This window comes from Shinella agrisoli (assembly GCF_046557955.1).
Classification (GTDB): domain Bacteria; phylum Pseudomonadota; class Alphaproteobacteria; order Rhizobiales; family Rhizobiaceae; genus Shinella.
Genome location: NZ_JBJIEP010000005.1, coordinates 18,821 through 42,515 on the forward strand (window position 1 = coordinate 18,821; position 23,695 = coordinate 42,515).

General features: G+C 65.2%; 19 protein-coding genes. 11 read left to right on the top strand and 8 right to left on the bottom strand.

From position 1 onward, the window contains the following. Nucleotides 1–40 precede the first annotated feature (40 nt). Together ACIIOY_RS05785 and ACIIOY_RS05790 are read right to left on the bottom strand one after the other, a co-directional pair. Nucleotides 41–1,147, bottom strand: a complete 1,107-nt coding sequence (locus ACIIOY_RS05785) for an ABC transporter substrate-binding protein (protein WP_411033684.1) — start codon at nt 1,145–1,147, stop codon at nt 41–43. Nucleotides 1,148–1,443: 296 nt separating this feature from the next. Further along, a complete protein-coding gene (locus ACIIOY_RS05790; RefSeq protein WP_411033685.1) occupies nt 1,444–2,112 on the bottom strand; it encodes a TetR/AcrR family transcriptional regulator in 669 nt (222 codons plus the stop codon). Between the two features lie 123 nt (nt 2,113–2,235). Between ACIIOY_RS05790 and ACIIOY_RS05795 the strand changes: the two genes are divergently transcribed. The 9 genes from ACIIOY_RS05795 (at nt 2,236) to ACIIOY_RS05835 (ending at nt 15,579) form a co-directional block, all read left to right on the top strand. Then, entirely contained in the window at nt 2,236–3,450 is a 1,215-nt protein-coding gene (locus tag ACIIOY_RS05795; protein ID WP_411033686.1) for an efflux RND transporter periplasmic adaptor subunit, read from the top strand. 23 nt (nt 3,451–3,473) lie between these two features. Continuing rightward, on the top strand, nt 3,474–6,584 hold the full coding sequence (locus ACIIOY_RS05800) for an efflux RND transporter permease subunit (protein ID WP_411033980.1): 3,111 nt from the start codon (nt 3,474–3,476) through the stop codon (nt 6,582–6,584). A 512-nt stretch (nt 6,585–7,096) separates the two neighbouring features. Beyond that, nucleotides 7,097–7,612, top strand: coding sequence for an RNA polymerase sigma factor (locus ACIIOY_RS05805; protein ID WP_411033687.1), 516 nt, complete (start codon nt 7,097–7,099; stop codon nt 7,610–7,612). Nucleotides 7,613–7,763: 151 nt separating this feature from the next. Then, nucleotides 7,764–8,786 carry a FecR family protein gene (locus ACIIOY_RS05810; RefSeq protein ID WP_411033688.1) on the top strand — a complete coding sequence of 341 codons (1,023 nt, stop codon included), beginning with the start codon at nt 7,764–7,766 and terminating at the stop codon, nt 8,784–8,786. Nucleotides 8,787–9,004: 218 nt separating this feature from the next. Then, on the top strand, nt 9,005–11,467 hold the full coding sequence (locus ACIIOY_RS05815) for a TonB-dependent siderophore receptor (protein WP_411033689.1): 2,463 nt from the start codon (nt 9,005–9,007) through the stop codon (nt 11,465–11,467). Nucleotides 11,468–11,472: 5 nt separating this feature from the next. Further along, a complete protein-coding gene (locus ACIIOY_RS05820) occupies nt 11,473–12,594 on the top strand; it encodes an ABC transporter substrate-binding protein (protein ID WP_411033690.1) in 1,122 nt (373 codons plus the stop codon). After that, nucleotides 12,591–13,649, top strand: coding sequence for a FecCD family ABC transporter permease (locus ACIIOY_RS05825; protein ID WP_411033691.1), 1,059 nt, complete (start codon nt 12,591–12,593; stop codon nt 13,647–13,649). The genes ACIIOY_RS05820 and ACIIOY_RS05825 overlap by 4 nt, the downstream gene beginning before the upstream one ends. Further along, a complete protein-coding gene (locus tag ACIIOY_RS05830; RefSeq protein WP_411033692.1) occupies nt 13,646–14,479 on the top strand; it encodes an ABC transporter ATP-binding protein in 834 nt (277 codons plus the stop codon). The genes ACIIOY_RS05825 and ACIIOY_RS05830 overlap by 4 nt, the downstream gene beginning before the upstream one ends. Continuing rightward, a complete protein-coding gene (locus tag ACIIOY_RS05835; RefSeq protein WP_411033693.1) occupies nt 14,479–15,579 on the top strand; it encodes a DUF2218 domain-containing protein in 1,101 nt (366 codons plus the stop codon). Before ACIIOY_RS05830 ends, ACIIOY_RS05835 begins: the two co-directional genes overlap by 1 nt. A gap of 88 nt (nt 15,580–15,667) precedes the next feature. Here the strand turns inward: ACIIOY_RS05835 and ACIIOY_RS05840 are convergent, their stop codons facing one another. Genes ACIIOY_RS05840 through ACIIOY_RS05860 form a run of 5 tightly spaced genes read right to left on the bottom strand, consistent with a single transcriptional unit; the run spans nt 15,668 to nt 21,423 of the window. Further along, a complete protein-coding gene (locus ACIIOY_RS05840) occupies nt 15,668–17,557 on the bottom strand; it encodes a bifunctional sugar phosphate isomerase/epimerase/4-hydroxyphenylpyruvate dioxygenase family protein (protein ID WP_411033694.1) in 1,890 nt (629 codons plus the stop codon). 18 nt (nt 17,558–17,575) lie between these two features. After that, entirely contained in the window at nt 17,576–18,436 is an 861-nt protein-coding gene (locus ACIIOY_RS05845; RefSeq protein WP_411033695.1) for a shikimate dehydrogenase, read from the bottom strand. A gap of 60 nt (nt 18,437–18,496) precedes the next feature. Continuing rightward, nucleotides 18,497–19,513 carry a TRAP transporter substrate-binding protein gene (locus ACIIOY_RS05850; protein WP_411033696.1) on the bottom strand — a complete coding sequence of 339 codons (1,017 nt, stop codon included), beginning with the start codon at nt 19,511–19,513 and terminating at the stop codon, nt 18,497–18,499. A 55-nt stretch (nt 19,514–19,568) separates the two neighbouring features. Then, a complete protein-coding gene (locus tag ACIIOY_RS05855; RefSeq protein ID WP_411033697.1) occupies nt 19,569–20,849 on the bottom strand; it encodes a TRAP transporter large permease in 1,281 nt (426 codons plus the stop codon). A 10-nt stretch (nt 20,850–20,859) separates the two neighbouring features. After that, nucleotides 20,860–21,423: a TRAP transporter small permease gene (locus ACIIOY_RS05860; protein ID WP_411033698.1), complete on the bottom strand. Its 564-nt coding sequence runs from the start codon at nt 21,421–21,423 to the stop codon at nt 20,860–20,862. 282 nt (nt 21,424–21,705) lie between these two features. Here ACIIOY_RS05860 and ACIIOY_RS05865 point away from each other — a divergent pair, with 282 nt between their 5' ends. Further along, complete coding sequence (locus tag ACIIOY_RS05865; protein ID WP_411033699.1) at nt 21,706–22,344, top strand: TetR/AcrR family transcriptional regulator; 639 nt, start codon at nt 21,706–21,708, stop codon at nt 22,342–22,344. A 47-nt stretch (nt 22,345–22,391) separates the two neighbouring features. On the opposite strand, the gene ACIIOY_RS05870 is transcribed toward ACIIOY_RS05865, so the two are convergent. Continuing rightward, nucleotides 22,392–22,718: a DUF1127 domain-containing protein gene (locus tag ACIIOY_RS05870; protein ID WP_411033700.1), complete on the bottom strand. Its 327-nt coding sequence runs from the start codon at nt 22,716–22,718 to the stop codon at nt 22,392–22,394. A 67-nt stretch (nt 22,719–22,785) separates the two neighbouring features. Between ACIIOY_RS05870 and ACIIOY_RS05875 the strand changes: the two genes are divergently transcribed. After that, nucleotides 22,786–23,580 (top strand): AraC family transcriptional regulator, encoded by a 795-nt coding sequence (locus ACIIOY_RS05875; protein WP_411033701.1) that lies wholly within the window; start codon nt 22,786–22,788, stop codon nt 23,578–23,580. Nucleotides 23,581–23,695: the final 115 nt, after the last annotated feature.

Consider the following 23,695-nt stretch of genomic DNA (forward strand, 5'->3'; position numbering starts at 1 on the left):
GCTTGTCCTCGTCGATTGTGCGATGCTTGTGGGAAGGGGGTTAGCTGCCGAGCTTGTGGACGTAGTCCGAGACCGGCCGCGGCTTCACGCCCTGCGCTTCCAGCCAGCGGGCGAAGTAGGCATCGACATCGACATCGGCGAAGCGATCCGGATGGAGCCATTTGGCGACAGCGAGCGCGCCGATCTGCTTGCCGAGCGAGGAGAAGAAGAAGTTGCTGAAGACGAAGACATTCTTGTCCTGGATCGCCTTGACGGCGTTCCAGCCGGCGCGGCCGGCGATGCGTTCGGACTGCTCGGCCAGGAGTTTCTGGTCCCAGGGCTCGTAGCCGGATGCGAGGCCGTCGACGCCGTTATGGATGATCACGTCGGGGTTGCGGTTGATGATTTCGACGGGGTCGACCGTATAGGTATGGACCGACGCGCTGCCCGTGTTCGCGATCTTGATGTCGCCGAAGATGTTCCTGCCGCCGCCGAGAACGATCGTGTCATGCCAGCCGGAGCCGGGCAGGGACGTCACGAAGTCGGCGTTGTTTTCGAAATAGACCGTCTTGGGCTCGACACCCTTCAGCTTCTCGGTCAGCACCGTCTCGATGTCGTCGTAGAGCTGCGCGAGGTCGGCCGCGCCCTTTGCTGCGCCGAAGATCTTGCCGACATTGGGCAGTTGCGCGCGCAGCACCTTCGGGTCCCAGGTGCTGACGACGACGACCTGGATACCGAACGGCTTCAGCTTTTCCTCTGCATCCTGCCAGGGCGAATTGCGGCGGGCAAAGAACACTTCAGCGCCTGAAGTCGCAATCGTCTCCCAGTTCGGACCGTCAAAGTGGCCAGCGTCCGGCAGGTCGCCGAATTCCGCGAAATAGTCCTTGTTCGCCTCGTTCTTGCGTGGGTCGGCGGTCTGGTCGACCGCGACGATCGTCTTGCCGGCGCCGATCGCCCGGACGATCTCGGTCTGGTACCAGAGGTCCGGATAGACCGCCTTCACCGGAATCGGCAGCGTCACCTGGCGGCCGAGCTCGTCGGTGATCGTCACCGTCTGACGGTCGTCGGCCTTGACGGGTGCCGGAAGCCCGACGGCAAGTGCGAGCGTCAGGAGAAATGCCGCGCCAATTCCGGTGGCACTGCGGGCTTTGGGGAGTTCGTTGGACATGGTCGCTTCCTGCTGTTTGAGCCCAGGTGAAACACTCGAGCCCGAGGAAGCGTCCTGCTGCCTTGCCGAGCCGTGGGGGAAGCGTAGGGAGCGGAGTGGTGTGGAGAAAGACAGGTCGTTCTTTTTCCATAGAAATAGTAGAAAATTATCCTATGACCACCTTGCTGGCTCGATCCCTTTTATCCGACTCCCATCCACTCTCGCTATGGTAGAAAACGCGTGGTCGGTGCAGTCCGCCGGCGGCATCGGCAGCGGTGCACGACTATTCCTTGGGTACACGGGGAATTCACGTCTGATCAGCGTTCGGGCGCCGGTGGCTTGCCGGTGCCGTGGACGAAGATGCGGATGCAACGCCGCATGTAGTCCTTGCGCGCGTCGAGGCCCGGCCACTCGGCGCCCGTGCCCGATTTCGTGACGACGGCGCCGAACATCATGTCCATGAGGATGGTCGCGGCGCTCGTCGTGTCGTCGACGAAGAGGCGGCCGGCCTGCTTTTCCTCCTCCATCCATTCGGCAAGCAGCGCGTGGGCCCGCTGGCCGCCGAGCCGTTTCATCATCGCGCCAACCTCGGGATAGCGCGCGGCTTCGACGATCGTGAGATTGAGGAAGGCTGCCCGCTCGTCATCTTCCTCCGCGCCGATATCGATCCGGAAGATGCGTTCGAGGGCCTCGGAAAGGCTCAGGCCCGCATAGTCGCCGGGAAGCGCCAGCATGCTGGTGCGGTGCTGCTCGATGATCGCGCCGAGCAGATCGGTCTTGGACGGGAAGAGTTCGTAAAGCGTGCGCTTGGAGATATGGCAGCGGGCGGCAACCTCGCTCATCGTCGTCCCGCCGTAGCCACGAGCCAGGAACAGCTTGCGCGTCGCCTCGACGATCTTCGCCCTCCGTTCGGCAGGCGTTATGCGTTTCGGGCGGCCGCGTTTTTTGTGCTTGGCCGGAAGGGCTGGGGCAGGTGCCTGGGGCATGGCGATTTCCGGAAGAGGCGGAGCCATTGACAATGTCGATACAGGGATATTATTGGTACCAATGAGTTTTGTAAATGTGGCGTGCGTGCGGAACAAGCTGCCGCTACCGGGAAAAGGTGCCTGATGCGCGCAAAAACCCTGCGGATCGGCCTTGTGGCCGCTGGTCTCCTTCTGACGTCTTGCTCGGATCAGGGCGGAGAAGCCGCTCCGCCCGGCGGCGGTGCGCCTCCCGTCGAGGTGGGGTTCGTGGTGCTGAAGGCGCAGTCCGTGCCGCGCCATGCGCAGCTTTCCGGCCGTGTGGTGGCGCATGCCACGGCGGAAATCCGTCCGCAGATCGACGGCATCATCGAGAGCATCGATTTTCGCGAGGGGCGGCAGGTCAAGGCCGGCGACATCCTCTTCAAGGTGCGCGATGCGAAGTTCGGCGCGGCCTATGCGGCAGCGGCCGCCGCGCTGTCGCGCGCCGAGGCGACCGAGCAGTCCGCGCAGGCGGCCTTCGACCGGAACGAGCGGCTGCAAACGCAGAACGCGGTGAGCCAGCAGTCGCTGGACGAGGCGAGGGCGGCGCTGCTCCAGGCGAAGGCCGACGTGGAATCGGCCAGGGCGAGCCTGCAGACGGCGCGCATCGATCTCGACAACACGACGATCAAGGCGCCCATATCGGGCATCATCGGCACGGCCAGCGTCAGCGTAGGCTCGCTCGTCACGCAGAACCAGACCGATGCGCTGGCGACGATCCGCCAGATCGACCCCGTCAACGTCGACCTCGTCGATACCAGCGCCAACCTCTTGAGGATCCGGCAGGATGTCGAAGCGGGACGCCTCGGCCGCGAAGGCGAGGGAGCGCCGAGCGTCAGGCTGACGCTCGAAAACGGTGCGGACTACGAGCAGGCCGGTACGATCTCGCTGGCGACGGTGAATGTCAGCGAGAGCACCGGCACCTTCACCCTCAGGGCAAGTTTTCCGAATCCCGACCGCATCTTGCTGCCGGGCATGTTCGTGCGCGCCTCCGTCGATCTCGGCGTAATGCCGAACGCCTTCCTGGTGCCGCAGCGCGCCGTCCAGCGCAGCGGCACGGGCGAGCCCATCGCCTACGTCGTTTCCGCCGACAGCAAGGTGGAGCAGCGGACGCTTTCGACCGAAGGCACGAGCGGCAATAGCTGGATCGTTACGGAAGGGTTGAAGGAGGGCGAGCGCCTGATCGTCGACGGCTTCCAGAAGATTTCCGCGGGCGCCAGCGTGACGCCGGTGGAAGCGACGATCGATGAGGATGGCGTCGTCAAGCAGTCGCTTGCCGCCCCGGCCGATGCCGGCGGTGCCTCGGGGGCGGAGCAATGACCGACGGCTTCCGGCGCAATGCCTTGGCGAGCTTTTTCATCGCCCGCCCCGTCTTTGCCATCGTGCTTGCCATCGCGACCCTGCTGGCCGGCATCATGGGCATCTACTCGCTCTCGATCTCGCAATATCCCGACGTCGCGCCCGTCACGGTGCGCATCAGCGCGAGCTATTCCGGCGCGACCGCGGAAGCGGTGGAAAATTCGGTCACGACGAAGATCGAAAGCGCGATGACCGGCCTCGACGGCCTGCTCTACATGGAGGCCACGTCGAACACAGGATCCGCCTCCATTTCGCTCACCTTCGCCAGCGGCACGGATCCGGAACTGGCCCAGGTCGAGGTGCAGAACAAGCTGGCGCGCGTGGAGTCCCAGCTTCCCGAGGCTGTGCAGGACGCCGGCGTCAGCGTCTCCCGCTCGCCCTCCGGCATCCTGATGATCGGCAACATCATCTCGCGCGACGGCCGCTACACCTCCTCGGAGCTTTCGGACATCATGTCGAGCAGCATCGAGGAACGTATCGAACGGCTCGACGGCGTCGGTTCCGTGCAGTCCTTCGGCAGCGGCTATGCCATGCGCATCTGGCTCGATCCCGACCAGATGCAGAAGTACCAACTGGTCCCCTCCGACGTCACCACGGCCATCCAGGCGCAGAACGCCCAGGTCGCCGCCGGCTCGATCGGCGCGACGCCCGTCGTGCGCGGCCAGCAGCTGAAGGCGAGCATCGTCGCGCAAACGCAGATGACCTCGGCCGACGAGTTCAAGAAGATCATCCTCAAGACGGCGACGGACGGCTCCGTCGTGCGCCTCGGCGACGTCGCGCGCGTCGAGGTCGGCCTTGAAAGCTACGGCCAGAGCTCGACCTTCAACGGCATGCCGGCCGCCGGCTTCGGCGTGCAGCTGGCGAGCGGCGCGAATGCCATCACGACGGCCGAGGCGGTGCATGCCGAACTCGACAGTCTCGCAGGCTCGCTGCCCGAAGGCGTCGAGATCGCCTATTCCTACGAGACGACGCCTTTCGTCGAACTGTCGATCGAGAAGGTCGTCGAGACGCTGATCGAGGCGATCGTGCTCGTCTTCCTCGTGCTGCTGCTCTTCCTGCAGAACCTGCGCGCGACGCTCATTCCGATGATCGCAGTACCCGTCGTGCTGCTCGGCACCTTCGGCGTGCTGGCGGCGCTCGGCTACTCCATCAACATGCTCACCATGTTCGCCATGGTGCTTGCCATCGGCCTTCTCGTCGACGACGCGATCGTCGTGGTGGAGAATGTCGAGCGCGTCATGTCGGAGGAGGGGCTCTCCGCCCGCGAGGCGACGGAGAAATCGATGGGCGAGATCACCGGCGCGCTCATCGGCGTCGCGCTCGTCCTCACCGCCGTCTTCATCCCCATGGCTTTCTTTTCCGGCTCGGTCGGCGTGATCTACCGGCAGTTCTCCGTCACCATCGCCAGCGCCATGCTGCTCTCCGTGCTCGTGGCGGTCATCCTGACGCCGGCGCTCTGCGCCATGCTGCTGAAGCCCACGCATGGCGGGCTGGCGGCGCGCATCTTCGGCGGCTTCAACCGCGGCTTCGAGAAAACGACGCGCGGCTATGTCAGCGCCGTCGGCGGCATGCTTTTGCGGCCGCTGCGCATGCTCGTGCTCTTCGCCGCGCTGCTCGGCGGGGCCTGGTGGGTCTATACGCAGCTGCCGACCTCGTTCCTGCCGGAGGAGGACCAGGGCGTGCTGATGACGCAGATCACCCTGCCGGCCGGCGCGAACGCCGCCCGCACGCAGGCGGTCATCGACATGGTCGAGGACTATTTCCTCACCGAGGAAAAGGACGCGGTGCAGAGCGTCTTCATGACGCTCGGCTTCGGTTTCGGGGGAAGCGGCGAGAACGCGGCGATGGCCTTCGTGCGCCTCAAGGATTTCGATGCGCGCACGGATGCGTCGCTCTCCGCGTCTGCCGTCTCGCAGCGCGCCTCGGCTCATTTCCGCAGGATCCGCGACGCGGAGGTCTTCGTGCTCGCGCCGCCCGCCATTCAGGGGCTGGGGCAGAGCAACGGCTTCTCCATGTATCTCGAAGACACCGGCAATCTCGGCCGCGACGCGCTGACGGCGGCCAGCAACCGGCTTGCCGACCTTGCTCAAGGGGACGACACGGTCGGCAACGTGCGCGGCAATACCCGCACGCTGGAAAGCCAGCTGAAGATCGAGATCGACCAGGAGAAGGCGGGCGCCCTCGGCGTCGACATCAGCGGCATCAACGGGCTGATCTCCACCGCCTTTGCCGGCAGCAACGTCAACGACTTCGTCTATAACGGCGAGATCAAGCCCGTCTATGTACAGGCGGACGCGCCCTTCCGCATGCAGCCGGAGGACGTCAATCGCTGGTATGCCCGCAACGGCAACGGCGAGATGGTGCCGTTCTCAGCCTTCGCCACGACGAAATGGATCCAGGGTTCGCCCTCCCTTGCCCGCTTCAACGGAACGGCGGCCATTTCCATGAACGGCGCGGCGCAGGCCGGCGCAAGCTCCGGCGATGCCATGGACCGGATGGAGGCGCTCGTGGCCGACCTCGACGGCGGCTACAGCGCGGCCTGGTCCGGCCTTTCCTATCAGGAACGGCTCGCCGGTTCGCAGGAGGCGATGCTCTATGCCGTCTCGCTCCTCGTCGTCTTCCTCTGCCTTGCCGCGCTCTACGAAAGCTGGTCCATTCCTCTGTCGGTCATCCTCGCGGTGCCGGTCGGCGTTTTGGGCGCGCTCGTCGCCGCATGGATCTTCGGCCAGTCGAACGACGTCTATTTCAAGGTCGGCCTGCTGACGACGATCGGTCTGACCGCGAAGAACGCCATCCTGATCGTCGAGTTCGCCAAGGACCTGCGCGATCAGGGCCGCAGCGTCGTCGACGCCGTGCTGGAAGCCGCCCGCATGCGCCTCAGGCCCATCGTCATGACATCGCTTGCCTTCATCCTCGGCGTTCTGCCGCTCGCCTTCGCGACCGGAGCCAGTTCCGCCGCGCAGAATGCCATCGGCATCGGCGTGATGGGCGGCATGATCGCTGCAACCGTACTTGGCATCTTCTTCGTGCCGCTGCTCTTCGTACTCATCACCAAGCGGAGAGGCGAACCATCAATGCGCAGCAAGATCCCTTAACGGAGGCGTTGGTCCTCCGTCGGGATGCTGGCCGGAATCATCGAGCGGTGCGCGGGAGCGCTCACGATCGCCGATCGCAGGCGCGCCGGCCTGGCGAGACCATCACCCTGCCGCCTTGCTCACGGATAGGATGTTGCGGATCTGCCACGTCCTTGCGAAATTCCATGAGAAGCGCGAATGCCTCGGCAAGCGGTGAATCGCGGAGTATATAAATAAAATCAAAATATTAGTTCCTGCGGATGGATGTGCAGGCATGCATCTCCCTCCGCCTGCTGCACATTCCCTGGATGCGTTCCAATTCACCATGGTTGCGCGGAATTTTCCGTCTGCTAGTGAATGGCGACCCGTTCTTCGATGAGGCCTCCTGCAGAAACATGGATGTGCGTCAACCTTGGGAACCGACCGAACCGAGACATTCGCAGCCGTGACGACAGAGCGCTCCTTGCGCGGCCGGCCGGCCACGCATGCTCTCTGGCCTTCCCGTGTCGGGGCTGTGGCGAAAGGGTAGGAATGTGAGCGCGACCCTCGCCGACATCTTCCTCAGCAACCGGAAATCCATCATGTGGAGCGTGATGCGGATCGTGCGCGATCCGCAGGCGGCGGAGGATGTCGCGCAGGAGACCTACGTCCGCGCGCGCAGGGCGATCGACAACGGACCGATCGAGCACGTCGAAGCGTTCCTCTATCAGACGGCGCGCAATCTCGCGATCAACTACAAGCGGCGCCAGGACATGCGCGGCCGGATCGAGCGCGACGATGTGTCCGAGGCCGATCTGGAGAATGTCGCCTCGTCCGCACCTTCGCAGGAAACCGACCTCATCCAGCGCCAGAGGCTTCAATGCCTCAACGAGGCCGTGGCGAGGCTTCCGCAGCGTGCGCAGACCGTCTGGCTTCTGAGCCGGATGGAAAAATGGCCTTATCCGAAGATCGCCGAGCATCTCGGCGTCTCGCCCAATACGGTATTCAACGACCTCAAGCTTGCGCACGCCCACTGCCTTGATGCCTTGGCGAAGATCGATCGCGGCTGAGCATTCCTCCGCCTCGAGGTCATGACGAGCGGGGCAATTCTATTGATGGCAATCGTCTCCGAAGGAGAGGTTTTTTGTGAGATTCCTGCCTGCCAAGTGTCTCAGGTATGAGGCCGCTCTCTCATGGGGCTGCCAGACCGGGTTGACCTGAGTGGAACGCGATAAGCCGGAGCGTAGCGATGAAGAAGAGGGTTTCGTACATCCGGACCCGGTGATGGATGCTGCGCTGAATTGGCTGTTCCTGCTCCAGGCCGATCCGCAGGATGCGGCGCTGCGGGCGGCGTTCGAGACGTGGCACGGTGCCGATCCCGCCCATGCGAGGACCTTCGCCGCCGTGGCCGGGGCGTGGGACCTTCCCGAGATGGACACGGTCGCCAGGACGATCGCTTCGCGCATCGGATATACGACCCATGCCGGCGACGCGCCCGTTGTGCGCTACCGGCGTCCGAAGCGCAATATTGCGGCAAGGGTTGCCCTGGCCGCCGCGGCAGCTGTCATCCTGGCCATAGGGATACAGCGATATCCCCTGTTGATGGTGCAATGGCAGGCCGACTACGTGACCGCGACCGGCGTTCGCGACGAGATCACGCTGCCGGATGGCTCGCGCATGACGTTGAACACCGCGTCGGCAGTCTCGGTGGATTTCGAGGGAACGAAGCGGTCGATCGCCCTGCTTCAGGGGGAAGCCTATTTCGATGTGGCGCACGATCCGGCGCGGCCGTTCACAGTGGCGGCGGCATTCTCCGAGGTGGAGGTCAAGGGAACGGCATTCTCCGTTCGGACCGACAGCGACGCGGATACCGTCGTGCTTGAGAGGGGGCATGTCGACGTCGCCCGGCTTCCCGAACGGAAGGACACGGCTTCGCTCGAAGCGGGAGAGAGCATCACCGCCTCGGCGGAGACCCTCTCCGCCGTCAGGAAGACGGACACGGCGGCGTCCCTTGCCTGGCTACAGGGACGGCTGGTCTTCGAGGACCAGCCCTTCGGCCGGGTTATCGGCGAGGTTGGACGATACTACGGCCAGCCGGTCATCGTCGCGAACGGCGCGCTTCGCGGGATCAGGATAAATGGCAGCTATCGCGTTGATGATCCGGAGCGCGTCATCCGCTCCTTGGCAACGGCCGCAGGCGCCTCCGTCACCCGCATCCCGGGCGGACTCCTAATCCTGCGATAAGCACTCAACTTTTTTTGTGAGATTTGCCCCGCCCGATTGTCAGGTGTGTAGGGGCCGGAAAACCACGGTGCGAACCGGCCCTCGAATTCAGGCGAGAGGGATTGTCGATGGAGCCGAAGGCGTGCGCTGACACAAGGGGGAAAGCAGGCAGGACGGGCGCAAGCCGCGGCAAGCGACGTCTGGCCTCTCTTCTGATCGCGTCGACGATCCTCGGCAGCATGGGACCCTTCGCTCCGGTCATCGCCAACGCGCAGCAGCAATCCGCCGGCCAGGCGGTGCGTTTCAACATCCCGGCACAGCCGCTCTCCTCGGCGATCGCAGCCTTTGTCCGCAAGACCGGCTGGGAGGTCGGCTTCACCTCGCAGGCCGTTGCGGGAAAGCGCTCGGCGCCGGTCACTGGCGCCATGGCGCCGGCGCAGGCATTGCGCACCTTGCTTGCCGGCACGGGCGTCAGCGTGCGGATTTCAGGCCCCTTTACCGCGGCCCTCGTGGCAGGCCCGGCGGCCGGCGCTATCGCGGCCGACGGGGCGACGGTGCTGGAGACGATCACGGTCGAAGGCAGGGGAGAGAGCGCCTGGGGGCCGGTGGAGGGCATCGTCGCCAGGCGCTCGGGAACGGCATCGAAGACGGATGCGGCGCTGATCGAAACGCCGCAATCCATTTCGGTGGTCTCCCGCGACCAGATCGACCAGCAGAGCGCGCGGACGGTCTCGGAGTCCCTGCGCTATACCCCGGGCGTGCTGACGGGTACGGCGGGCCTCCAAAGCCGCCGGTTCGACCCGGTTTTCGTCCGCGGCTTCGGCGGCTTCTCCGCCGCCGCGACCTATGCGCAATATCTGGACGGCCTCAAGTGGCACCATGGCCCCCGGACGTCGATCCAGATAGACTCCTATCTCCTCGAACGCGTGGAAACCTTCCGCGGTCCGTCTTCCGTCCTCTACGGGCAGGCCACGCCCGGCGGGTTCGTCAACATGGTCTCCAAACGGCCATCGGATGTCGGCAGCCACGAAGTCTATACCTCGGTCGGCAGCTACGGACGTGTCGAGGGCGGCTTCGACTCTACCGGCCCGCTCAACGAAGAGGGCACGCTCCTCTACCGCCTGATCGGCCTCGGCAGGCTGGGCGAGACGCAGGTCGACTATCAAAACGACGAGCGGGCGATGATCGCCCCCTCTCTGACCTGGACGCCCGAGGCGGACACCACCCTGATCATCCAGGCGATGTATCAGCGCGATCCGCGCACCTCCGACGCAGGCTTTCTGCCGCCGATCGGCACGGTCCTGCCGGGACCTTACGGCTATATCCCGCGCGACTTCTTCCAGGGTGATCCGAACTACAACCACTTCGAGCGCAGCCAGGCCTCCATCGGCTACCAGTTCGAGCACAGGTTCGACGAGACATGGAAGTTCCGGCAGAACCTTCGCTTCGGATACATGGAAGACGACATCAAGAGCGTGAACTTCCAGAGCCTGGCGGCGGACGGCAGGACCATCAACCGCAACGCCTCCTACTCCGTGCACAAGGATTACAGCTTCTCGGTGGACAATCAGATCCAGGCCGAATTCAGCACCGGGGGAGCCGACCATACCTTCCTCGCCGGTCTCGACTACCAGCGATACCGCAACAGGTTCAACTACGGTCAGGGGCTGGCGGGGCCTATCGACTGGACGAACCCGGTCTATGGAATACCGATCACACCCGTCAGGCTGACGTTCGATCGCAAGGAACCCTTCGACCAGCTCGGCATCTACGCCCAGGATCAGATATCCTACGGCAACTGGCGCCTGTGGCTGAGCGGGCGGCACGACTGGGCGGAATCCCGCTCGCAGATCACCAACATGATCACGGGAGCGAACGGCGGGACGTCGGAGGCCGAAAGCAGCGCGTTCACCGGCAGGATCGGCCTTCTCTATCTCTTCGACAACGGGTTGGCGCCCTATGTGAGTTATTCAACCTCCTTCGAGCCGGCGCTCGGGATGGACTACCATCACAACGCGCTGAAGCCGATGACCGGCGAACAGGTCGAGGCCGGACTGAAGTTCGAGCCCGAGGGCTATGACGCTTCGGTCACGCTGTCGGCGTTTCACATCACGAAAAACAACGTGACGGCCACCGATCCCGATCCGACCCATGTCTGCCCCGGATTGCCGCAGAACCGGTGCGTGACGCAGAACGGCGAGGTCGCATCGAAGGGTTTTGAAGCCGAAATCCGGGCAAGCGTCCTCGACGGGCTGGACCTGATCGCCGCTTACAGCTTTACCGACGTGGAGGTCGTGAAGAGCGACACCGCGGCCTTCATCGGCAAGCGGCCGGTCGGCGTTCCGGAGCACATGGCCTCGCTTTGGGCGTCCTACACGTTCGGGGAGGGCGCGCTCGAGGGCCTGACGCTCGGCGGCGGCGTCCGCTACGTCGGATCGTCCTACGGCACCGATACCAATCTGTGGGGTGCGCACGCGCCCGGATACGAGCGCGCGCCCTCCAAGGTGCCGGGATATACCCTGGTCGACCTCGCGCTCGGTTACGATTTCGGCAAGCGCGATCCGTCGCTTGCAGGACTGCGGCTCGACGTCAAGGTCAACAACGTCTTCGACGAGAAGTATGTGGCGGCCTGCAATGGCTACGGGTCCTGCGTCTACGGCGAAGGGCGCTCCGCGCTCGCCACGCTCAAATACAGGTGGTGAGCGCCATGCAGTTCCGCCACGTCGTCGCCGCGGCGCTCCTGGTCTGCTCGGCGGCCTCCTTTGCGGCTGCGGAGGTGAGGGTCACCGATCAGGCCGGCCGTGTGGTTACGCTCGAAGAGCCGGCACAGCGCATCGTGTTGTCCGAAGGCTCGGACATGATCGGGCTGGCCCTGATCGATCCGAAACCGGCGGCAAAGGTGATCGCCTGGAACCCGACCCGCATCGATGCCGAAACGATGGCGGCATTCCGCTCGACCGATCCGGCCATCGACGACATCCATGTTCTGCAGGGCGGCTGGCTCGGCGGGTTCCCGGTCGAGCAGATAATCGCCCTGAAGCCCGACCTGGTCCTCCTGCACCCCTACTATGCCGGCGACGCATCCGTGATCGGCAAGCTGGAGGCGGCGGGCGTTACGGCTGCGATCATCGATATAACGCCGCAGATACGGGCGTCGGACCCGCTGCAGGGATTGAAGCTGCTTGCCGAGCTGACCGGCAATCGGGACCAGGCGCATCGTTTCGCTGCCTTCTACCACGGCCATGTCGAAAGGATTCGCTCGCGTCTCGCGCAGGCCGGTCCGGCTGTGCGGCCCAGGGTCCTTCTGGAAGCCCATACGGGCAAGGATGCATGTTGCGCCTCGACCGGGCGCGGCGTCGGCATCGGCGATCTCATCGAATTCGCCGGCGGTCACAATATCGGTTCGGACGTCATACCCGGCACGATCGGAGAGCTCAGCGCCGAATACGTCCTGAAGGCCGATCCGGACGTCTACATCGGCACCGGGGGCGCCTATCTCGAGGCGCGCGGCGGCCTCGTGCTTGGCACCGGACGGTCGCAGGAGCAGGCGGCGGAAACCCTTCTTGCCGTCACGCGGCGGCCGATCGTCTCGCAGCTTCGGGCGGTCGCCGACAAGCGGGCGCATGGCATCTGGATGCCGCTCACCGGGGCGCTGAACATCGTCGTCATCGATGCCTTCGCCCGCTGGATCCACCCGGAGCTGTTCGGCGACATCGACCCGGCATCGACGCTCCGGGAGATCAACCGGCGGTTCTCGGCCCTGCCGATCGACGGCGCCTACTGGGTCAGCCTGCATCCGCGGGGCGATCGCCCGGAGGGCGTGAAGTGAGCCTCGCCGTCGACCGCGCCACGGGGATTGCCGCCTATCGGAGGCGCGTGTGGCAGCGCAGCCTGCTCGTGTCCGGGCTTGCCGCCCTATGCGTCCTTTCCTTTCTCATCGATCTAGCCACCGGGCCGGCGGGGCTTTCCCTCGGCGAGGTCGTCGCCGCGCTCCTGGCGGCGCAGGATGCCGATCATGCTGCCTCCGCCATCGTCTGGCAGGTGCGTCTGCCCATGGCGCTGATGACCCTTCTGGTCGGTGCCGCTCTGGCGCTCGCCGGCGTCGAGATGCAGACCGTGCTTGCCAATCCGCTTGCGGAGCCGTTCACGCTGGGCGTCTCGTCGGCGGCGGCGTTGGGGGCGGCCCTCGCCATCGTCCTCAGCATCGGCCTGCCCGGCATTCCTCCGGCGTGGATCGTCTCGGGCAATGCCTTTGTGTTCGCCATCGGCGCGCTGCTCGTCGTGCAAGGTCTGGCACGCCTCAGCGGCGCCGGCCCCGAAACGCTGGTCCTGTTCGGCATCGCCCTTGGCTTCAGCGCCGGTGCAGTGCTGTCTCTGATACAGTTCATCGCATCGGCTGATGCGTTGCAGCAGCTCGCTTTCTGGAGCATGGGCAGCCTGGCGCGCGTCGACTGGCAGACCTGCGGCATCATGCTGATCGTGTTGTTGGCGGCCGCACCCTTTTCGCTCGCCTCGGCATGGCGCCTTACGGCTTTACGCCTCGGCGCGGACCGGGCGCGCAGCTTCGGCATCGATGTCCGGCGCCTGCGTCTCGCCTCGCTGGTGCGCATCGGCCTCTTGGCGGCCTCGGCGGTGGCCTTCGTGGGCATCATCGGCTTCGTCGGCCTGGTCGGCCCGCATATCGCCCGCATGCTGGTGGGCGAGGATCACCGTTTCCTGCTTCCGTCGAGCCTCCTTATCGGGGCGCTGCTGATGTCGATCGCGTCGATCCTCGGCAAGGTCCTGATCCCGGGTGTGCTGCTGCCGATCGGTATCGTCACGGCTCTTGTGGGCCTGCCGGTTTTCATCCTGCTCATCGTAAGACGCGGGCGGGTGGCAGCGTGACGCCGGAACGTCCGCAAGCACTGGCCGTGCGCGGCCTTACGGCCGGCTATCGGGGGCGTGCGGTGCTGCACAGGCTCACGCTGCCGCCGCTCGTGCCGGGGGAACTCGCCGTACTGGTCGGCCCCAACGCGGCCGGCAAGTCCACGCTCCTGCACACGCTCGCCAACCTGGTGCCGGGAAACGGCACGGTGACATTCGGCGACCGCGACCTTGCGCGCCTCGATCCCCATGAAAGAGCCAGGCTCATCGGCTTCATGCCGCAGGGCTTGCCCGGCGGCGTCGGACTGACAGTCGTCGAGGGCGTTATCGTTGCGCTGCGTGCGACGCGCAATGGCAGCAAAGGCCGGGACATGATCGAGGAAGCCTTCGACGTTCTCGCGCGTCTCGGCATTGCCGACCTTGCCATGCAGCGCCTGGACAGGCTTTCGGGCGGCCAGCGCCAGTTGGCCAGCCTGGCGCAGGCCGTTTCCGGGGAACCGCCCATCCTCATCCTCGACGAGCCGACCAGCGCGCTCGATCCGGCCCGGCAGTTCCAGATCCTGCGGCTTGTCAAGGACTATGCTCGTGGCGGGCGCATCGCCATGATCGTCCTGCACGATCTGGCCGCCGCCGCCCGATGGGCGGATCGGTTGATCGTGCTGGATCAGGGGCGCCTGCATTCGGCAGGCACGCCTCAGGAGGTGCTCACGCCTGCCATGCTCGCAGAGGTCTATGGCGTTGCGGCGCGTGTGGAGGCGACCGCCTCGGGACATCTCTGCATCGAGATCGACGACTGTCTCCGGCTTCCCGCGGCATCCTTCGAAATGAGCGGACACAAAGGAGTGGCCTGATGAGCGGATTTGTTGCGGAGGCGCGCATCGCGTTGCCTGATCCCGAAGCCTTGATCGGCCCGGTCTGCGAGCACCTGAAGGAGCACGGCGCGGAGATCACCCGCGAGGACGGCGCCTATGTGGTGGCGATGGACATGGCGACCAGCCGCTTCTGGCGCGAGAACGACGCGCTCGTCGTGCGCGCCGAGGCGAGGGACCTGCAATCCCTCTACCTCGTCAAGATGGGCATTGCTTCGCATCTCATGGAATTTGCAGGCGACGAAACGGTCGAAATCTCCTGGACGGGCGACGGCAGGGAGCTTGCGGCGCCTCCCAACTTCCAGATCATGGACGTTGCCGCCGTGCGCAATGTCACGCCGCATATGCGCCGCATCACGCTGCGGGGTGAAAACCTCGCTCGGTTCGACACGCTGGAAGCGCTGCATCTGCGTGTCATCATCCAGCATCCCGATTCGCGCGTGCCGCAATGGCCGTCGGTGGGCAGCAACGGCCTCGTGCGTTGGCCGGAGGGCAGCCACCGCCCTCATCTTCGCAAATATACGGTCCGTTCCGTCGATGCGGCTGCGGGGACGATGGACATCGACTTCGTCATCCATCCGGACGCGGGGCCGGGGTCGGCATGGGCCGAACGGGTGACGGCCGGCGAGCAGGCCGGCATCGTAGGGCCCGGCGGCGGCGGCCTGCGGCCTGCCGACTGGTATCTGTTTGCCGGTGACGAAACCGCCTTGCCCGCCATCGGCCGCATGCTGGAGGCGCTGCCGGAGACGGCCCGCGGCGTGGCGCTGATCGAGGTGGCCGACAAGGCGGAGGAACAGGCGATCGCCACGGGATCGGGTGTCGAAATCCGCTGGCTGCACCGCAACGGAGCGGCTCCCGGCAGCACGACGCTGCTGGCCGACGCCGTGCGCGAGGTTGCGTTTCCCGTCGACGGCGCATCGGTCTTCGCATGGGCCGGCTGCGAGTTCGACGCCTTCAAGGCGATCCGCGGTTACCTCCGCAGGGAGCGCGGGCTGAAGAAGGACGAAAATCTCATCGTCTCCTATTGGCGCAAGGGCAGGACGGAGGACGAGCTTTCCCACGCGGACGAGCTTGAGCATTGAGCATCTTTGCGGGATCGGCCGGGCAGGTCACCGAAGGATCACACGGGCGCCGAAAGCCGCGTTCCGCGTCCGGACCGGTCGCCCGGCTTCAGGCGCGGGGCATGCCCATGGGACGCAGGTGCCGGCGTAAGGCCGCGATGCGGAAGATCGCGTTGGCCGCGCCGTAGCCGCGATAGCCTTTGCGCTCGACGATCTCGAAGAAGAAGCCCTCGTGGTAGGTGGGGCTGTAGAGCTGGAAATATTCGCCGTGCTCGTCGCGGTCGTAAAGGATGTTGTTCGTCTGGAGCCGCTCGGCGAGGGCGGGATCGAGGCCGAAGCGCGCCTCGAGATCGTCGTAGTAGTTCCGTGAAATCTCAAGGGCGACGAAGCCGTTGGCGGCCAGCGCCTCGGCCGTGGCGAAGATGTCGTTCGTGGTGAAGGCGAGGTGCTGGATGCCGGAGCCGAAGGTCTCCGTGATGAAACGGCCGGCGACCGTGTTGCGGTTCTCCGCCCCGTTCATGGTGATCCGCAGCGAACCTTCGCCGTTCTCGACCACCTGGCTGCGCACCAGGCCGGACGGATCGACGATGTCGACCATCGGCGTCTTCTCCGCCTCGAAGATCGAGGTGTAGAAGAGCAGCCAGGTCAGGAGCTCGTCATAGGGCATGGTCTGGGCGACGTGGTCGATCGTTCCGAGACCTGCGTCACGCGATCCCGGCGCCTCCTCCAGAGGGGCGAACTCGATGTCCCAGATGCGGGCGAGGTCGGTCTTCCCGTCGAGGAAGTAGACGATGCCGCCGCCGACGCCGCGCACGGCCGGCATCTCGATCTCGCCGGGATCGAGCGGTTGCTCGAAGGCTTCCGCGCCAAGCGCGACGGCGCGTTTGCGGGCCGCCCAGGCATCCTCGACGATAAAGCCCATCGCATAGGCGCACGTGCCGTGCACGAGATAGGAGGAGCCGGCGAAACCCCGGTCCTCCGTGTTGACGACCAGCCTTATGTCGCCCTGCCGGAAGAGCGTGACGTTCTTCGTCTTGTGCCGCGCCTCGCGCCGGAAGCCGAGCGTCGCGATCATCGCCTCCAGCTCGGGCGCTTCCGCCTCGTCCACCGCGAACTCGACGAAGGCGACACCCTCCACGCGGCTGCGCGCGGGCATGTCCGGCACCTTCAGGGACAGGCCGGGATTGGCGCGGCGAACCCGGTCGCCGAGATAGAGCAGCGAGCGATGCCCGTCGGCCGCGATCGCGCCTGGCGAGCCGCCGCGGAACTGGTCGTTGAAGATCTCCAGCGAGAGGTAGCCGTCATAGCCGGTCTCGGCCACCGCAGCCAGGAAATCCTCGACCGGCAGTTCTCCTTCGCCCGGCATGTTGCGGAAGTGCCGGCTCCAGTAGAGAAGGTCCATGTCGATCTTCGGCGCGTCGGCGAGCTGGATGATGAAGATCTTCTCCTTCGGGATCGAGCGGATCGAGTTGACGTCTATCTTCCGCGCCAGGGTGTGGAAGCTGTCGAGGATGAGGCCGATATTGGGATGATCGGCCCGGCGCACGATCTCCCAAGCGTCGCGGTGGTCGTTGATGTGCCGCCCCCAGGCGAGCGCCTCGTAACCCACCTTGAGGCTGCGTCTTGCGGCGCGCTCGCCGAGCTCGTGGAAGTCGGCGGCGGCGCGGTCGAGCCCTCCGAGGGCGGCGCTGGAGACGTTGGAGCAGACGAGGACGAGGTCCGTCCCCATCTCCTGCATGAGGTCGAACTTGCGCTCGGCGCGGTCGAAGGTGCGGCTGCGCAGCGGCTCGGGCATGCCTTCGAAATCGCGGAAGGGCTGGAAGAGGGTGATCTCCAGGCCGAAGTCGCGCACCATGCGGCCAAGCTGGCGCGGGCTTTCGTCGAAGACGAGGAAATCGTTCTCGAAGATCTCGACGCCGTCGAAGCCGGCCTTGGCGATGGCCCCGAGCTTCTCGCGCAGGTCGCCGCTGAGCGAGACGGTTGCGATCGAGGTCTTCATGGCACCCTCCTCCGGTTGTCAGCGTGCAAGGGTGTTGAAGTGCGCGAGCATGCGGTTCGCGACCGGTTCGCGGCCCGTGAACAGCCGGAATGCGCCGACCGCCTGGAAGACCGCCATGCCGCCGCCGTCGAGCGTCCGGCAGCCGCGGCGCCGGGCCTCGCGCAGGAGCTCGGTTTCGAGCGGGAAATAGACGACCTCCGCCACCCAGTGCCGACGTTCGAGAAGATCGGCCGGCAGGGGCAGGCCGGGATATTTCGCCATGCCGGTCGGCGTCGCATGGACGAGGCCGGCCACTTCGGGCATGGCATCGTCGAGCGTCCCGGCGACCGCGACGGTGGCGCGAGGAAAGAGGGCCTCCATCGCGGTCGCAAGCGCCTGCGCGCGTTCGGCCTCCCGGTCGAAGACCAGGAGTTTTTCCACGCCGAGGGAGAGCAGGGCATAGGCGGTGGCCGCGCCCGCGCCGCCGGCGCCGAGTTGCAGGGCCGAGGAAAGGTCGGTCTGCGGCAAGCCGCGGCGGAAGCTTTCGGCAAAGCCCCACCAGTCGGTGTTGTGGCCGGCGCGCTTGCCCTCGCGCAGGACGATCGTGTTGACCGCGCCGAGGTCGCGGGCCTGCTGCGAAAGCGTGTCGAGATAGGGGATGACGCTCTGCTTGCAGGGATGGGTGATGTTGAGCCCGACGAGCCCGCGCGCTTCGGCTTCGTCGAGCAGGCGCGGAAGGTCCTCCGGCGCGGCGCCGATCTGGCTGAGGTCGATCAGCTCGTATTCGTAGGACAGGCCCTGCGCTTCGCCCTCGCGCACGTGCATGGCCGGGGTCAGCGATGCCTGGATGCCGGAACCGATAAGCCCGGCCTTCATCGGTTTGAGCAGCGTCTCGATCATCTCGAAGGGGTCCGTGGATTGAGGGGCGGCCCGCCGCTGCCGGCGGGCCGGTGCGGCGGCTTACTTGCCGCGGATCGCCTCCAGTTCCTTGAAGAGGGCGGCGACTGTCTCCGGACCGATCTCGGCGCCGAACTTGTCGATCAGCGGCTTTACGGCCTCGCGCAGCTTCTGGGTTTCCTCCGGCGACAGCTCGCCGACCTCCATGCCGGTCGCCTTGATGTCCTCGATCGCCTTGGCATCCACCTCGCGCGAGACCTTGCGCTGGTAGTCGCGCGCTTCCGCCGCCGCGGACTGGAAGATAGCCTTCTCCTCGTCGTTGAGGCCGTCCCAGGTCTTCTTGCTGATCAGCACGATCTGCGGATTGTACTGGTGGCGGGTCACCGTCATGTATTTCTGCACCTCGTAGAACTTGGCGTTGAGAATGTTGGCGGCCGGATTTTCCTGGCCGTCGACGGTGCCGGTCTCGAGCGCGGTGTAGAGCTCCGTATAGGGCAGCGGCACGGCATTGGCGCCGAGGCTGTTGAAGAGCTCGATCGGGATCGGCGACTGGATCGTGCGGATCTTCAGTCCGTTGATGTCCTCCAGCCTGGTGATCGGGCGGCGGTTGTTGGTGAGGTTGCGGAAGCCGAGCTCCCAGTAGGCAAGGCCGACGAGGCCGGTATCGGGCAGGAGCTCCATCAGGCTCGTGCCGAAGGGGCCGTCCATCACCTTGTCGGCCTCCTCGCCGCTGTTGAAGAGGAAGGGCAGGTCGACGGCGCCGAACTGCTTGACGTTGCTGGCGAGGATGCCGGCGTTCAGCACGGTCATCTCGATGACGCCGCCCTGCAGCGCCGAGACGGTCTGCACGTCGCCGCCGAGCACGCCGCCCGGAAAGAGCTTCACATCGATCTTGCCGCCGCTCTTCTCCTTGATGAGCTCGGCGAATTTCTCCATGCCGGTCACCTGCGGGTGGCCCTTGTTGTTGGCGGATGCGAATTTGAGCTGGTGTTCGCGGATTTCGGCCGAGGCCGGAAGCGCGGCAAGCAGCGCCAGCGGCACGATGGTCCCGAGCGCCAGTTTCTTCAGTGTGTCGAGCATGTTTTCCTCCCAGGTTTGGCCGCGCTTCGCGCTTGGCCGGTTGAATTCCTGCCGCTCAATGCCCCATCAGCGCCACGGGAACCGTGACGAGCTGGGGGAACAGGACGAGCAGCAGAAGCACGATGAGCTCGGCGATGAGGAAGGGCATCACGCCCTTCATCAGCTGTTCCATGTTCAGCTTGGCGACGCCGCAGATGACGTTGAGCACGGTGCCGACCGGCGGCGTGATCAGGCCGATGGAGTTGTTGATGATGAAGAGGACGCCGAAATAGACCGGGTCGATGCCGGCCTCCTTGATCACGGGCATCAGGACCGGCGTCATGATCAGGATGGTCGGCGTCATGTCCATGGCGGTTCCCACCACGATGATGAGCGCCATGATGGCGAGCAGAAGCAGGGTCTGGTTGTCCATCAGGGGTTCGAGCAGGGATGCCAGCTCGCCGGGAACGTCGGCGACGGTGACCAGCCAGGCGGAGACCGCCGCGCAGGCGACGAGGAACATGACGACCGCGGTGATCTTCGCCGCCGAGACGAAGACGCCGAAGAGCCTTTCCGGCGGCAGCTCGCGGTAGACGACCATCGAGACGAAGAGCGAATAGACCGCCGCGACGACACCCGCCTCCGTCGGCGTGAACACGCCGAATTTCAGGCCGAAGATGATGATGAGCGGCAGCATCAGCGCCCAGATGCTGTCGATGAAGGCCTTGAGGCGCACGGCCCCGCCCTGGCGCGGCGGCAGGGCGAACTGCTCCTTGCGGGCGACGATCATCCAGGTGATGCACAGCGCCGCCGCGATCATCAGGCCGGGAAAGATGCCGGCGAGGAAGAGCTTGGTGATCGAGACCCCGCCGATGACGCCATAGAGGATGAAGCCGATCGACGGCGGGATGATCGGCCCGATGATCGAGGCGGAGGCCAGCAGGCCGCCCGTGCGCGCCGGGTCGTGGCCGGATTTCACCATCATCGGATAGAGCAGGGCGCCGAGCGCCGCCGCGTCGGCCACCGCCGAACCGGACAGGCTCGACAGGATGCAGGCCGCGAAGATGGCGACGAAGCCGAGCCCGCCGCGGATGTGGCCGACCAGCGCCATGGCGAGGTCGACGATGCGGCGCGACAGGCCCCCGGTGTTCATCACCTCGCCGGCAAGCAGGAAGAACGGCACGGCCATCAGCGGAAAGCTGTCGGCGCCGTTGAGCACGTTCTGCGCGACGATCTGCGCATCGAACAGGCCGAGATACATCATCAGGGCGACGCCGCTGATGATCAGGGCGAAGGCGATCGGCACGCCGAGCGCCATGGGAACGAGAAGGGCGCCGAGAAAGATCGAGACGGTCATCGGCGCGGCCTCATCGCTTGGCCGGGGGAGCGGCGAGTGACGGTTCGGGCTGGTGCTCCAGCGCCAGCTCGTCCTCGCTGTCCTTGACGAACTCGGTCGTGGCGACGTCGATGCGTCCCGTGACGACACCGACCATGTCGGACAGGATCAGCAGCAGGGCCGGCACGCCGAAGGCGAGGCCCGCGCCATAGAAGAAGCCCATCGAAATGCCCGTGGCCGGCGCGGAGACATGGAGATTGATCAGCGTCTGCGTCCAGCTTCCGCTGATCATCAGCCAGGTGGCCCACAGCATCAGCGCCTGGCCGACAAGCACCGCGATCCTCGCGCCGGCCGGCGGCAGGCGGCGCAGCAGCGTGTCGACGCCGAGATGCCCGTGCTCGCGCATCGCCACGACCGCGCCGAGAAAGGTCAGCCAGAGGAAGAAGATGCGCGAGAGCTCTTCCGAATAGGTGATGCCGGTGTTGAAGGCGTAGCGCAGGACGACGTTGCCGAAGACCAGCACGACCATGCCGGCAAGCAGCGCGGCGATCGCGGCCTTCAGCACCAGGAAACAGAAATCGATGATGCGAACCATTGCGCTCCTCCCAAAGCGATTGCCGCGCCATGCGGCCCGTTCGTTCCTGGCGAGGTCCGGTCGGAGCGTCAGGAGCGCGGTACCATGACGGTCTTCCTCCCGGCCGTCACGGTCCATCAAAAATGTACGAACTAGTACGTATGTCAAGCGTTCTCTCTTGAAAGACCCCGGCAACCCCAATATGACTTGCCTGGGGAGCGGCGAGCGGGTGCCGCCCGCACATCTGCCGGCGTTCGATTTTCTGATGAAAATCAATATGATTGCGCAAGGCGCGACGGAGGAATGGTGGGACGGGGCGAAAAGAGTCGGAAAAACGATCCGGAGAGGACGAAAGAGGATATCCTCGTCGTCGCCACCGAGGAGTTCTCGACTCATGGGCTTGCCGGCGCGCGCGTCGATGCCATCGCGGAGCGCACACGCACCTCCAAACGGATGATCTACTATTATTTCGGCGGCAAGGAGGGGCTCTATCTTTCCGTTCTGGAGCGCGCCTACCGCAAGATCCGCACGCTGGAGGAGGATCTCAAGCTGGCGAGCCTTGCTCCGGAAGAAGCGCTGCGCACGCTGATCTCCAGCACCTTCGACCACGACGAGGCCAATCCCGATTTCGTGCGCCTCGTCAGCATCGAGAACATCCATCATGCGGCGCACATGCTGCGTTCGGAGGCCATCCGCGACCTCAACGTCTCGGTCATCGAGACGATCGCCGGCATCCTGGAGCGCGGGCTTGCCGAGGGCGTGTTCAAGCGTCAGGCCGACCCGATCGACGTCCACATGCTGATCAGCGCCTTCTGCTTCTTCCGCGTGTCCAACCGCTATACCTTCGGCACCATTTTCCGCCGCGACCTTTCCGAGCCCGGAACGATGACCCGGCACAAGGGCATGATCGCCGATGCGGTGATCAACTACCTGAAGGGATAGGCCTTCCTTCCTGAAGTTTTCGCCGCGCGATCGCCTTGCTCATTCCATCAATCCCAGAAGCTTCCTGCGCTAGCCTGGTGCACGTCCTTTCTGCTCAACCCTATATCGTTCAACTGCTCGTCCGTGAGTTCACGCAGGTCGCGGATCTGTTTGCGTTTTTGCAGCCAGCGGTCGATTGCCGCCGCGGTGCGGGCGATCTGTCCGGGCAATGCCAGCCAGCGGCCAATGCCGGCGCTCCTGTCCGGGCTTCTTGAGGAAGGCCTCTCTGATTCCGGCTCTCGCCCTCCGGCGGAACCGTTGGTCGGCATGGCGCCAGGGTGTTTGAGGATGTCCGCTGAGCACATCGGATCGCCCCGAAAAGAGTTGCGATCCATCCAGATTAGCCGTACGCCATAGACCTGCCACCGGAGAACGGGCATGTATTTATGCTAGTGGGCCACTATGGACGGTTTCGACTTCTCGACATTTGACGATGCGATTCCTCGGGATATTGTGGCCTTGGGCATTACGTATCCTGACGGATATATCGAGGAAAGGCACCGCCATCGGCGGGGGCAGTTGCTCTACGGCACGTCCGGCGTGCTGATGCTGACGACGGAGCGCGGTGCATGGATGATGCCGCCCCATCGCGGCATGTGGATTCCGCCCGGTGTCGAGCACGAAGTGAAGATGCTGGGTGCGGTGGCGATGCGAAGCATCTACATCGAACCAAGCGCATCGACCGCGCTTTTCGACCGTTGCCAGGTCGTCAGCATTTCAGGGCTGATGAACCAGCTCCTGATGGAGGCCGCGACGCTGCCCCGGCTTTATGACGAAAGCGGCCGCGACGGCGCGGTCATGAGCCTTATCCTGCACGAGCTTCAGCGCCTGACGCCCATCCCGCTGACATTGCCGCTTCCGACCGACAAACGGCTTTCGGAGCTGTGCCGCGGCTTCCTTCTGCATCCGACGTCCCGCGACACGATCGAAGACTGGGTCGAGAAGGCTGCCATGAGCAGGCGCACATTCACGCGCCGCTTCAAGAACCAGACCGGCCTGAGCTTCGTGGCTTGGCGCCAGCAGGCCTGCCTCATGTCGGCGTTGCCGCGTTTGGCGCAGGGCGAAGCCGTAACGAGCGTCGCGCTCGACCTCGGATACGAAAACCCGGCATCGTTCACGGCAATGTTCGTCCGCCTGCTCGGCATGGCGCCTCGTGAGTATTTGCGCTCAGGCGTGGCCGCTTCCGTGCGCTTCTAAATCGAAACCTGCCTGCACGCGCAAGCGAAACGGGCCGGCCAATCCCTGCCGTGAGCTCACGGAATTCTATTCAGCCATCCTGTGACCATCAGAAGCTATCACGCTCATTGCGGTC